This is a genomic window from Micromonospora sp. NPDC005324, assembly GCF_040607155.1.
Classification (GTDB): Bacteria; Actinomycetota; Actinomycetes; order Mycobacteriales; family Micromonosporaceae; genus Micromonospora; species Micromonospora trifolii.
Genome location: NZ_JBEXGE010000009.1, coordinates 132954 through 145221, shown reverse-complemented (window position 1 = coordinate 145221; position 12268 = coordinate 132954). Strand labels below are relative to the sequence as shown.

Annotated in this window: 10 protein-coding genes and 3 tRNA genes; 6 read left to right on the top strand and 7 right to left on the bottom strand. The window is 73.0% G+C overall.

Annotation, left to right across the window (positions count from 1 at the left end):
• The first annotated feature begins 103 nt into the window (after nt 1–103).
• Genes cofC through ABZS40_RS12320 form a run of 5 tightly spaced genes read left to right on the top strand, consistent with a single transcriptional unit; the run spans nt 104 to nt 5836 of the window.
• Nucleotides 104–751, top strand: coding sequence for a 2-phospho-L-lactate guanylyltransferase (gene cofC / locus ABZS40_RS12340; protein ID WP_354943366.1), 648 nt, complete (start codon nt 104–106; stop codon nt 749–751).
• Between the two features lie 58 nt (nt 752–809).
• Nucleotides 810–1007, top strand: a complete 198-nt coding sequence (locus ABZS40_RS12335) for a cold-shock protein (protein WP_112733663.1) — start codon at nt 810–812, stop codon at nt 1005–1007.
• 54 nt (nt 1008–1061) lie between these two features.
• Nucleotides 1062–3425, top strand: coding sequence for an RNA degradosome polyphosphate kinase (locus ABZS40_RS12330; protein WP_354943365.1), 2364 nt, complete (start codon nt 1062–1064; stop codon nt 3423–3425).
• Nucleotides 3426–3449: 24 nt separating this feature from the next.
• Nucleotides 3450–4970, top strand: a complete 1521-nt coding sequence (locus ABZS40_RS12325; protein WP_354943364.1) for a CYTH and CHAD domain-containing protein — start codon at nt 3450–3452, stop codon at nt 4968–4970.
• Nucleotides 4958–5836 carry an NUDIX hydrolase gene (locus tag ABZS40_RS12320; RefSeq protein WP_354943363.1) on the top strand — a complete coding sequence of 293 codons (879 nt, stop codon included), beginning with the start codon at nt 4958–4960 and terminating at the stop codon, nt 5834–5836. Before ABZS40_RS12325 ends, ABZS40_RS12320 begins: the two co-directional genes overlap by 13 nt.
• A gap of 28 nt (nt 5837–5864) precedes the next feature.
• Here ABZS40_RS12320 and ABZS40_RS12315 read toward each other — a convergent pair whose 3' ends face one another.
• The 4 genes from ABZS40_RS12315 to leuC all read right to left on the bottom strand — a co-directional run bounded on the left by ABZS40_RS12315 (nt 5865) and on the right by leuC (nt 10839).
• Complete coding sequence (locus ABZS40_RS12315; protein ID WP_354943362.1) at nt 5865–7817, bottom strand: endonuclease/exonuclease/phosphatase family protein; 1953 nt, start codon at nt 7815–7817, stop codon at nt 5865–5867.
• A 118-nt stretch (nt 7818–7935) separates the two neighbouring features.
• On the bottom strand, nt 7936–8619 hold the full coding sequence (locus ABZS40_RS12310; protein WP_354943361.1) for an HU family DNA-binding protein: 684 nt from the start codon (nt 8617–8619) through the stop codon (nt 7936–7938).
• 172 nt (nt 8620–8791) lie between these two features.
• The gene (gene leuD / locus ABZS40_RS12305) at nt 8792–9379 is read right to left on the bottom strand and encodes a 3-isopropylmalate dehydratase small subunit (RefSeq protein WP_354943360.1); all 588 of its coding nucleotides are present in this window, start codon (nt 9377–9379) and stop codon (nt 8792–8794) included.
• Between the two features lie 14 nt (nt 9380–9393).
• On the bottom strand, nt 9394–10839 hold the full coding sequence (gene leuC, locus ABZS40_RS12300) for a 3-isopropylmalate dehydratase large subunit (protein ID WP_354943359.1): 1446 nt from the start codon (nt 10837–10839) through the stop codon (nt 9394–9396).
• Nucleotides 10840–10888: 49 nt separating this feature from the next.
• On the opposite strand from leuC, the gene ABZS40_RS12295 reads away from it, so the two are divergent.
• A complete protein-coding gene (locus ABZS40_RS12295) occupies nt 10889–11575 on the top strand; it encodes an IclR family transcriptional regulator (RefSeq protein ID WP_007456408.1) in 687 nt (228 codons plus the stop codon).
• A gap of 110 nt (nt 11576–11685) precedes the next feature.
• Here the strand turns inward: ABZS40_RS12295 and ABZS40_RS12290 are convergent.
• From ABZS40_RS12290 to ABZS40_RS12280, 3 genes are all read right to left on the bottom strand, one after another.
• Nucleotides 11686–11758: transfer RNA gene (locus tag ABZS40_RS12290), tRNA-Glu, on the bottom strand.
• Between the two features lie 152 nt (nt 11759–11910).
• Nucleotides 11911–11983, bottom strand: a tRNA-Glu gene (locus tag ABZS40_RS12285).
• 134 nt (nt 11984–12117) lie between these two features.
• Nucleotides 12118–12189, bottom strand: a tRNA-Gln gene (locus ABZS40_RS12280).
• Between the last annotated feature and the right edge of the window lie 79 nt (nt 12190–12268).

Sequence of the window (12268 nt, the reverse complement as noted above, 5' to 3'; positions counted from 1 at the left end):
CCGCCGCGAAATCCCGCCGGCGACGCCCGCAGCGGAAATCATGCCTGCTCGCCCCCGGTACGGCCAGCGAGGGGCCTGCCGTCCGGCTGGCAGGATTGCGGACGTGACTCAGCCGAGGTGGGCCGTGGTGGTGCCGGTGAAGCGGCTGGCCGTGGCCAAGAGCCGGCTGCGGGGCGCGCTGCCCGGCGTACCGCATGAGGAGTTGGCGCTGGCCCTGGCGGCCGACACGCTCCGCGCGGTGCTGGCCTGCCCGGCGGTCGCCGAGGCCCTGGTGGTGACCGACGACGCCCGGGTGGCGGCGGCGGCGCGGGCCGCCGGCGCGCGGGTGCTGCCGGACGAGCCGGACGCCGGCCTGAACGCCGCGTTCCGGCACGGAGCGGCCGGGGCCGCCGCCCTGTGGGTGGCCGGGATCACCGCGGATGTGCCGGCGCTGCGCCCGGCCGAGTTGGCCGGCGCGCTGCTCGCGGCGCAGAACTGTCGACAAGGGGTACGCCGGTTCCTGCCGGACGCGCCCGGCGGAGGCACTGTGCTGCTCACCGCCGGGCCGGGTGTGCCGCTGGATCCGCGCTTCGGGGTGGGCTCGGCGGTGGCGCACGCGGCGAGCGGGGCGCTGCCGCTCGTCGGCGACTGGCCCAGCCTGCGCCGGGACGTGGACACCGCCGGGGACCTGGCCGCCGCCGCCCGGCTCGGGCTGGGGCCGCGCACTGCCGCACTCGTGGCCGCCGGTCGCCCCGCCCGCGCCGCCGGCTGAGCCGCCCGGCGCGCTGAGCCCACGTCACGGGGTGAACCACCGGGTGTACGGTGCCAGCATGCAGGGCACGGTGGCCAGCTACGACGCGGCGACGCGCAGCGGTGTTCTGCTGCTCGACGACGGCACCGAAATGCGCTTTCCCGCCCGGGCCTTCGACGCCTCCGGGCTGCGGCTTCTCCGGCTCGGCCAGCGGGTTCGCATCGACACCGATTCCGACGGCGAGGTCGTCCGGGTGACATTGCCGACGATGATCTGACCTGGCGGGCCCAAGTTCATTTTGCGTTTACCGTAATCGGGTGATTATGAGCGGGTGAGCACCCCTCGCGAGCAACCGGCCCACCCGCCCGCCACCGACCTCCGCAACGGCTCCCGTACGCGCGGCACCGATGGGCGCTTCCGCCCGTCCCGCGCCGAACGTGCCGGTGCCGCCCGCGCCGACACGCTCGCCGACGACCCCGGCGCCGCCTCCTCCGGGCTGGACGAGGTCATCGACCCCGCCCCGAAGATCGAAGCGGACGGCCCCGCCGCCGGTGATGTCCACCCGGTCCTGCCGAACGACCTGCAGACCGGCGCCGCACCGGAGGACGACGACGAGCCCCCGGCGGCCCCACCGCTGCCGGAGGACCGGTTCCTCAACCGGGAGCTGTCCTGGCTCGACTTCAACGCCCGGGTGCTCACCCTGGCCGAGGACCAGCGCACCCCGCTGCTGGAGCGGGCCAAGTTCCTGGCCATCTTCGCCAGCAATCTCGACGAGTTCTACATGGTGCGCATCGCCGGGCTGAAGCGGCGGCTCTCCGCCGGCCTGCCGGTGCGCGGCGGCGACCGGCTGCCCCTGCGTACGCAGTTGGGGCTGATCGCCGAGCGGACCGCCGCGCTGGGCGCCCGGCACGCCGCCTGCTTCGTCGACGACGTGCTGCCCAAGCTGGCCGACGAGGGCATCCGCATACTGCGCTGGGGCGAGCTGGGCGACGGCGAGCGGGAGCGGCTGCGCACCTACTTCCGGGAGCACATCTTCCCGGTGCTGACCCCGCTCGCGGTGGACCCGGCGCACCCGTTCCCGTACATCTCGGGGCGGTCGTTGAACCTGGCGGTGGCGGTTCGTGACCCGGACGGCGGTTCGGAGCTGTTCGCCCGGGTGAAGGTGCCCAACAACGTCCCCCGCTTCGTCCGGGTGGACCGGGACCAGCCGGGCGTGCGGATGTTGCCGGTGGAGGACCTGATCTCGGTGCACCTGGGGCAGCTGTTCAGCGGCATGCAGGTGGTCGAGTGCCACCTGTTCCGGGTCACCCGCAACGCCGAGGTGGAGGTCGACGAGGACCGCGACGAGGATCTGCTCCAGGCCCTGGAGCGCGAGCTGGCCCGACGGCGGTTCGGTCCCCCGGTCCGGCTGGAGGTCGCCGCGTCCATCTCCGACCACATGTTGGACCTGCTCGTCCGCGAGCTGGACATGGACGACCAGGACGTGCTGCGGGTACCCGGCCTGCTCGACCTGTCCGCGCTGTGGCAGGTCTACGGCGAGGCGGACCGGCCGGACCTGAAGGACCCGCCGTTCGTGCCGGCCACCCACCCCCGGCTCGCCGAGGGCGAGGTGCCGCGCAGCGTCTTCTCCACCCTGCGCGACGGGGACATCCTGGTGCACCACCCGTACCACTCGTTCGCCACCAGCGTGCAGCGCTTCATCGAGCAGGCCGCCGCCGACCCGAACGTGCTGGCCATCAAGCAGACCCTCTACCGGACCAGCGGCGACTCCCCGATCGTCGACGCGCTCGTCGACGCGGCCGCCGCCGGCAAGCAGGTGGTGGTGCTGGTGGAGGTGAAGGCCCGCTTCGACGAGGTGGCCAACATCGGCTGGGCCCGCACGCTCGAACGCGCCGGCTGCCACGTGGTGTACGGCCTGGTCGGCTTGAAGACGCACTGCAAGACCGCGCTGGTGGTCCGGCAGGAGGGCAACCAGATCCGTCGCTACTGCCACATCGGCACGGGCAACTACCACCCGAAGACGGCCCGCCTGTACGAGGACTTCGGCATGCTCACCGCCGACCCGGAGATCGGCGCCGACCTCACCGACCTGTTCAACGTGCTCACCGGGTACAGCCGGCAGACCGCGTACCGGCGGTTGCTGGTCGCCCCGCAGGGCATCCGCAGCGGCCTCATCGAGCGGATCGAGCGGGAGATCTCGCACGTCCGCCTGGGCATGCCCGGCCTGGTCCAGTTCAAGGTCAACTCCCTGGTCGACGAGGGGGTGACCGACGCGCTGTACCGCGCCTCCCAGGCCGGCGTCCACGTCGACCTGCTCATCCGGGGCATGTGCACGCTGCGCCCGGGAGTGCCGGGGTTGTCGGAGAACATCCGGGTCCGCTCGATCCTCGGCCGATTCCTGGAACACTCCCGGGTCTTCCGGTTCGGCAACAACGGTGAGGCCGAGTTCTGGATGGGCTCGGCCGACCTCATGCACCGCAACCTGGACCGTCGGGTGGAGGCGCTGGTGCAGGTGAGCGACCCGATCGCCCGCGCCGAGCTGGACCACGTGCTCACCGCCGCGATGAGCCCCGACGTGGACGCGTTCGAGCTGGCCGGCGACGGCACCTGGACCCGGCGTACCGGCGGTGACAACGCCGCCCGGGCCCATCTGCAGGAACTGCTGCTGCGCCGCGTCGGTGGCACGGCCAGCTGACCGCGCAGCGCATAGGCTGAGCTGATGGTCGAGGAGGAGCAGAAGTACGAGGTGGACGACTCCTACGTGCTACCGGACCTGGCCGGCGCGGCCCCGGCCGGCGGTCGGGTCCGGGCACTGCCACCGGTGACGCTGGTCGCCCGCTACCTCGACACGGTGGACCTGCGGCTGGCCCGGGCCGGTGCCTCGCTGCGCCACCGCAAGGGTGACGAGCTGCCGTGGACGGTGAAGCTGCCGACCGGGACGCCGGGCGTGCGGCACGAGATCTCCCGTCCCGGGCCGAAGGGGCAGCCGCCGCCGGAGCTGGTGGAGTTGGTCACCGTCCTGCACCGGGGGGCGCCGCTGGCCCCGGTGACTGTGGTCCGGACGGTGCGGCACGCGTACGAGGTGTGTGACCGGGCCGGCACTGTGCTCGCCGAGGTGGTGGACGACCGGGTCACAGTGCTCGACGACGCCGGCAGCACCACCGACACGTTCCGCGAGGTGGAGGTGGAGCTGAAGGCCGGCGACCGGAAGCTGCTCGACCGGGTCGGCGGGGTGCTGCGCGAGGCCGGCGCCCAGGGCGGGTCGTTCACGCCGAAGCACGTACGGGCGCTGGGCGCGACGGCGCAGGCCGATCCGGACCTGGTCGCGCCGGCCGGGCTGACCGCCGAGCCGACCGCCGGTGACGTGGTGACCGAGGCGCTCCGCAAGGAGATCCGCCGGCTGTTGGCGCACGACCCGCTGGTCCGGCTGCGCGCCCCGGCCGCCGGTGACGACACCGCCGTGCACCAGATGCGGGTGGCCTGCCGACGGCTGCGCAGTGATCTGCGCACGTTCAAACCGTTGCTGCGCAAGACCTGGTCCCGCCCGCTGCGCGACGAGCTGCGCTGGCTCGCCGACGTGCTCGGCGCGGCCCGCGACGCCGAGGTGCTGCGCGCGCGGCTGCGCCGCACCGCCGACGCCGATCCGCTGAGCCCGCTCGACCGGGGCGCTGTGGACCGGCTCGACGAGGTCCTCGCCAGACGGCAGCGACAGGCGCTCACCGCCATCGACGAGATGCTGCGCTCCGCGCGCTACCTGGCCCTGGTGGACTCCCTGGTGCTGGCCGCCCGCGCGCCCCGGTTCACCCGCCGGGCGGCAGCGCCCGCCGCGAAGGCGCTACCCGCGCTGGTGGCCCGTCCCTGGCGGCGGTTGGCCGGGCCGGACGGCGTCGGCGGGCTCGACGCGCAGTCGCCGGACGAGCGCTGGCACGCCGTCCGCAAGGAGGGCAAGCAGGCACGGTACGCGGTCAACGCGGTGGCCCCGACGGTCGGCGAGGGCGCGCGCCGGCTGTCGCGCGCCCTCGCCCGGGTGCAGGACGTGCTCGGCGAGCACCAGGACGCGGCGGTGGCGGCGGACACCTGGCTGGAGATCGCCGCCGAACGACCGGACGACCACGAGCTGGCGGTCACCGCCGGGCGGCTGGCCGAGCGGGAACGCCTGTCGGTACGCCACATGCGGGATCTTTTCCCGGCCGCCTGGCACCGGGCCACCCGGCGACGGCGCACCAGTTGGCTGCCGTGACGGGCATCCGGGCGGCGGGCGGGGTGGCCTGGCGGCCGACCGACGACGGCGTACGCGTCTGCGTGGTGCACCGCCCCCGCTACGGCGACTGGACGCTGCCGAAGGGCAAGCTGGAACCGGGCGAGCACGCGCTGGCCGCGGCGGTCCGTGAGGTGGCCGAGGAGGCCGACGTGCGGGGCGTGCCCCAGGTGCGGCTGCCGTCGGTGCGGTACCGCAGCGAGGGGCAGCCCAAGCTGGTCGACTACTGGTCGATGCTCGCGGTGGCCAGCGGCGGTTTCCAACCGGACACCGAGGTGGACGACATCCGCTGGCTCGCTGTGGACGACGCGATCCGGTTGGTCAGCTACCCGCACGACGCCGAGGTGTTGGCGGCGTTCGCCGCGCTGCCGTCGGTGACGGCGACGGTCGCGTTGGTCCGGCACGCGCACGCCGGTAAGCGGGCCACCTGGTCCGGCCCGGATGTCGGGCGGCCCCTGGACGCCGAGGGGTGGGCCCAGGCGAGCACGCTGGCCGAGCTGATCGCCCTGATCCGGCCGGCCCGGCTGGTGTCGGCGTCGCCACGACGGTGCGTGCAGACGCTCGACCCGACCGCCACGTTGCTCGACCTGCCGATCGAGGTCTGCGGCGACCTGGACGAGCCACGACCCGGCCAGCAGAGCGACGAGCGGATCCTGGCCACCGCCGCCCGGCTGCTGGAGCTGGCCGGCACCGGTGGGCAGTCGGCGGTGTGCAGCCAGGGCAAGGTCCTGCCGGGCGCCCTGGAGCGGCTGACCGGCCGCACCGATGAGGACTTCACCACAGCGAAGGGCGGCGGCTGGCTGCTCGCCTTCGCCGCCGACCGGCTGTTGGCCGCCGACCGCCTGTAGGGCCCGCGTTCGCACGGGCCCGGCCTGGTCAGCGGGGCGGCAGGGTCACTGTCACAGCGACCGGCAGGTGGTCGCTGGCCGTGCTGCGCGGCGCGACCGGATCACTCGGGGTCAGGCCGGGCGAGACGAGGATGTGGTCGATCTGCTGGCGCGGGTCGTCCGCCGGGCTGGTCGCCAGCGGTCGGGCGGCGGCCAACGCGTCGACCAGGCCCGCGTTGGAGAACTCCGCGAACGCCTCGTCGCCCGGCTCGGTGTTCAGGTCACCCGCCACCACCAACGGCCCACCGGCCGCGTACCGGGTGGCGAAGTCGGCGACCGCGCGGGCCTGGACCACCGGGCCCTTGCCGGGCGGCGGTTGCAGGTGGGTGCTGACCACCGCGGTACGGACACCGTCGCCGAGGTCCAGCGTGACGGCGAGGGCCTGCGCCCCGGTGGGCGCGCCGACGGCGGCCAGCGGCAGGGTCCGCGGATCGCACACCGGCCAACGGCTGAGCACCGCGTCACCCCAGACCGGGTCGGCGGCCGGCCCGAAGACGTACGGCATACCGAGCCGGTCCGACAACAGGTCCAGGGTGTCGTGCCCGCCGTTGAGCAGCCAGGCCCGGTCCACCTCGCTGAGCAGCACCACGTCGGGCCGCTGACGGTCGACGACCTCGGCGAGGCCGGCCAGGTCGAACCGGCCGTCCAGCCCGAACCCCATCCGGATGTTGTACGCCACCACTGTCAACCGCTGCGGCGGGCCGTCCCGGTTGCTGGCCACCGGCACCTCGTCGGCGAGCACCGGTGCCAGCAGGGCCAGCGCGGTGACCGCGGCGGCGGCCCGGAGCGGCGGAAACGGCCCGGGCAGCCGGTGGACGGCGGGACGGGCGGTGAACGCCACGGCGGCGATGAGCACGGCCACCACCACGGGCACCGCCGCGTTGGGGTAGCCGAGGTCGTAGGCCGAGTAGTACCCGACCGCCCCCAGCGCGAAGACGAGCATCCCGGCGGCGACCGCGTACCCCCGCCGAGAGGCGCCGGTGCTGCCGCTCGCGGTGTCGCTGGCAGGCTGGCTGGTGTCGTCGGTCAGCGCGAGGCAGGCGCCGAGGCCGACCGCGGCGAGGAGGATGGCCGGCAGGAGCAGGTCGCCCCGGTCGAGGGCGAACAGCACCGCGCCGCCGAGCAGCGCCACCGGTCCGTAAGCCCGGCCCCACCCACGGGGCGGCCCTGTCAACGCGGCGCACAGGAACCCGGCGACCGCCACCGGCACCGGCGCCAGGCCGAACAGCGGCGAACGAGCCACTCCGTCCCCGGCGACGAGGTACGACATCCCGGTCCGGGCCAGCGCCGGGGAGAGCGCCACCATTCCGGCCAGCAGCAGCGCCGGCCCGGCCAGCAGCCAGGCTCGGCCACCACCAGGGCCGGCTGGGGCGTCAGCGGGGACGACAGGGGCGTCAGCGGGGCCGGCAGCGGCGTTACCTGCGCCGCCGCGCTGGCCGGGTTGCGCCGTGCCGGCCAGGAACACCGCCGCCGCGGCGGCGCTGAGCAGCCAGGCCACCCAGTCACCCCGCCAGACCAGGTCGACGGTGTCCAGCACCGCGTGCACCGCCGCGTTGACAGCGAACCCCAACGCCAGCCCCGGGACCGGGCGGTCGGTGCCGGCGGCGACGCCGACCAGCCAGACCAGCCCGGCGAGCAACCCGGCGGTGGCCAACCAGAGCTGGGTACGCCCGCCGGGAGCGGCGGTGAGCGCGAGCCGGGCGACAGCGAGCGCGACAGCGGCGACGACAGTGACCGGGCGGGCTCCGACGCGGCGGACCACGGCGGGCGCCCCCATCGCGAGCACGAACCAGCAGAGGGCGAACGCTCCCATCAGCTCGGCCGGGGTGGACGCCGCCTGACCGAAGATGGTGATGATGCCGGGCAGCCAGACCCTCAGCACGTCGATGAGGAGGAGCACGCCCAACGCGAGCGTGCCGGTGGTGAGCTGGCGGTGGCGCACCCGGCGATTCTGCGCGAGCGAGTCAACCGGGTCAATGGTCCTCGTACGCCGAAAAAGCCGTCCCGGTACGCCGAAAGGGCGCCCACCCACGGGTGGACGCCCTTGCGGTGCTGGTCGGTCAGCGCTTGCTGGCCGCCTTCTTGGCCGGAGCCTTCTTCGCCGGCGCCTTCTTGGCCGCCGTGCTCTTGCTCGCCGCCGCGGTGGTCTTCTTCGCCGCGGTCGACCGGGTCGCGGCGGTGGTCTTCTTCGCCGCGGTGGTCTTCTTGCTGGCGGCCGTCTTGGTCGCCGTGGTGGTCTTGCTCGCCTTGGCCGGGGCGGTCTTCTTGCTGGCGACCGTCTTGGTCGCCGTGGTGGTCTTGCTCGCCTTGGCCGGGGCGGTCTTCTTGCTGGCCGCCTTCGCCGTGGTCGCCTTGGTGCCCGCCGCCTTCGCGGTGGCCGCCTTGGTGCCGGTCGCCTTCGTGCCCGCCGCCTTGGCCGTGGCGGTGCTGGTGGTGGCCTTCTTGGTCGCCACCGTGGCCTTCGGCACCTTGCCGCTGGCCACCATCTCCTTGAACCCGGCGCCGGGGCGGAAGGTCGGGACTGACGTCTTCTTGACCTTCACCGCCTCGCCGGTACGCGGGTTGCGCGCTGTTCGCGCGCCACGCACACGCTTTTCGAATGCTCCGAATCCGGTGATCGCCACCTTCTCGCCCTTGGTGACCGCCGCCTGGACCTCGGTGAGGACCGCGTCGAGCGCGGCCGTCGCCATCTTCCGGTCCCCCAGGCGAACGGCGAGCGCCTCGATGAGCTCGGCCTTGTTCACGACTTCCTCCCGATTGTGCAACTGACTCGTCGCGAGCCATTCTGCGCGCACGGTATGCCCTGTGCTGCCGGGACACAAACATTCGGTAGAAAAAAGCCCTTGTGTCGTAACGGATTCACCCCCACCGGATGGACCGATGGGGGTGAAATCCGCTGTGCGAGCGGCCTAACGGCTATGCCACGGAGGGCAGGAACGGCAGTCGGCGCGCCTCGTAGGAGTCGATGTCGGCGGCGTGGCGGAGGGTGAGTCCAATGTCGTCGAGGCCTTCCAGGAGCCGCCAACGGCTGAAGTCGTCCAGCGGGAACGACCAGCTCGCGTCCCCTGCCCGGAGCTGGCGGGCGGTCAGGTCGACGGTCACCGAAGTCGTTGGATCCGCCTCGATCAGGTCCCACAACTCTTCGACGGCTTTCAATTCCAACTCGACCGGCAAGAGACCTTCCTTGAGGGCGTTGCCGCGGAAGATGTCACCGAAGCGCGGGGCCACCACGGCGCGGAAGCCCCAGTCCCGTAGCGCCCAGACGGCGTGCTCCCGGGAGGAGCCGGTGCCGAACTCCGGGCCGGCGATGAGGATCGACGCCCCGGAATAGTTCTCATCGTTGAGAACGAATGCCGGATCTTCGCGCCAGGCGCTGAACAGCCCGTCGGCGAAGCCCGTCCGCGTCACCCGCTTGAGGTACACGGCGGGGATGATCTGGTCGGTGTCCACGTTGGACCGGCGCAGCGGCACGGCAGTGCCGGTGTGGGTGGTGAACTTGTCCATCTCGTCGGTCCCTTCTACAGGTCGGCGGGGGCGGCCAGCCGGCCGACCACTGCGGTGGCGGCGGCCACCGGCGGGGAAACCAGGTGGGTACGCCCACCCCGGCCCTGACGGCCCTCGAAGTTGCGGTTCGAGGTGGAGGCGGAGCGCTCGCCCGGCTTCAGCGTGTCGGGGTTCATCCCCAGACACATGGAGCAGCCGGCGAACCGCCACTCGGCCCCGGCGTCGGCGAAGACCTTGTCCAGCCCCTCGGCCTCGGCGGCCTCGCGCACGGCGGCGGAGCCGGGCACCACGAGCATCCGGACGCCGTCGGCGACCCGGTGGCCACGCAGCACGTCGGCGGCGGCCCGCAGGTCCTCCAGACGGCCGTTGGTGCAGGACCCCACGAAGACCACGTCGACGGGCAGCTCCCGCAGCGGGGTGCCGGGGCGCAGGTCCATGTACTCCAGGGCCCGGCGGGCGGCGGTGCGCTCCGAGTCGGTGGTGAACTCCTCCGGGTCCGGCACCGGGGCGCTCAGCGGCGCACCCTGCCCGGGGTTGGTGCCCCAGGTGACGAACGGGGTGATCTGGCTGGCGTCCAGGGTCACCTCGGCGTCGAAGCGCGCGCCGTCGTCGGTCGGCAGCGTCCGCCACCACGCCACCGCCGCGTCCCAGTCCGCGCCCTGCGGCGCGTTCGGTCGACCCTTGAGGTACGCGAAGGTGGTCTCGTCCGGCGCGATCATGCCGGCCTTGGCGCCCCACTCGATGGACATGTTGGCGATGGTCATCCGCCCCTCCATGGAGAGGGCGCGGATCGCCTCGCCGCGGTACTCGACGATGTGCCCGCGACCCCCACCCGTGCCGACCTGCGTGATCAGCGCGAGCACCAGGTCCTTGGCGGTCACGCCGGGCGCGAGCCGGCCGGTGACGTTCACGGCCATCGTCTTCGGCCGGCTCTGCGTCAGCGTCTGGGTGGCCAGCACGTGCTCCACCTCGCTGGTGCCGATGCCGAAGGCGAGCGCGCCGAAGGCGCCGTGGGTGGCGGTGTGCGAGTCGCCACAGACGATCGTCAGGCCCGGCTGGGTGAGACCGAGCTGCGGGCCGATCACGTGCACGATGCCCTGGTTGTCGTCGCCCAGCGGGTGCAGTCGGACCCCGAACTCGGCGCAGTTGCGGCGCAACGTCTCGATCTGCGTACGCGACGTGGGGTCCGCGATGGTGAGCAGGTCACCACGGCGGAGGCGGAACGCCGGGTCGGCGTACCCGGTCGGGGTGTTGTGGTCCTCGGTCGCGAGGGTCAGGTCGGTACGACGAACCCGGCGCCCGGCGAGCCGCAGCCCGTCGAACGCCTGCGGGCTGGTCACCTCGTGCAGCAGGTGCAGGTCGATGAAGAGCAGGTCCGGCTCACCAGCGGCGGACCGTACGACGTGCGCGTCCCAGACCTTCTCGGCCAGGGTCCTCGGCTCAGGAGTGACTCCCACCATCTGGACATCCTAAATTCTGGGAGGTAAGTTTCGGCTTGTGGGACACAGTATGAGCGGTGTCGGCGTTCTCGACAAGGCGGTGGTCATCCTGGCCGCCTGCGTGGACGGCGCCAGCCTGGCCGAACTCGTCGAACGCACCAAGCTGCCCCGGGCCACAGCACATCGCCTGGCCCAGGCCCTGGAGATCCACCGAATGCTGGTGCGCGACACCCAGGGCAGATGGCGGCCCGGCCCTCGCCTGGGCGAGCTGGCCAACGCCGCACCGGACGTTCTGCTGACCGCCGCCGAGCCGCTGCTGGCCGCGCTGCGCGACGCCACCGGTGAGAGCGCGCAGCTCTACCTGCGCCGCGCCGACGAGCGGATCTGCGTGGCGGCGGCGGAACGCGCCAGCGGTCTACGGGACACCGTTCCGGTCGGCTCGGTGCTGCCGATGACGGCCGGCTCCGCGGCCCAGATCCTGCTCGCCTGGGAGCCGCCGGAGGCCGTGATGCCGCTGCTGCCGCGCAGCAAGTTCACCGGCCGCACCCTCGCCGAAGTACGCCGCCGCGGCTGGGCGCAGAGCGTCGCCGAGCGGGAGGCCGGCGTGGCGAGCGTCTCCGCCCCGATCCGCGACCGCACCGGCCGGGTCATCGCCTCGGTCAGCATCTCCGGCCCGATCGAGCGCCTGGGCCGCCGCCCCGGCGAACGCCACGCCATGGCCGTAGTAAGAGCCGGCCAACGCCTGTCCGGCCTCTAACCCGCTCCCCGTCCCCCCTCCCCCACCCCCGCCCATGTTGATCATGAAGGGGAGGGGGGAGGGGGGAACGAGGAAGGCTCATCTCGCGTCGCGAGATGAGCCTTCGGTTGTAGCCCCGACCGGATTCGAACCGGCGCTACCGCCTTGAGAGGGCGGCGTCCTGGGCCACTAGACGACGGGGCCAGAACTTTTCCGTTCACCACCCTCGCGGGCGGCGCGAATGTAGTCTAGCGGCACCGCACCCGGGCACGAGCGCGGGGTGCGCTGTCACCCGAGGGCCCGGCGGCGCACACGAAACAGCCCGCCTCACGAGGTGAGACGGGCTGTGCACGATGTAGCCCCGACCGGATTCGAACCGGCGCTACCGCCTTGAGAGGGCGGCGTCCTGGGCCACTAGACGACGGGGCCAGAACAACTTTCGCTCCCCCACCTTACCGGTGGAGGAGCTGCACTCTACCGAAGACCACCCTCCGCCCCCGAAGGGGCGGAGTCGAACTCCGTCAGAATCCAGCGTCTGGAAATTCTCGCGAATTCCAGCAGCGCTGGGGTACCAGGACTCGAACCTAGACTAACTGAACCAGAATCAGTCGGGCTGCCAATTACCCCATACCCCATTGGCCCCTTGCGGCGCCGGGAGTGAACTTTACCCTCCCGGTGCCGGCAGGCCAAATCCGATCCCCCCGAACCACCCGT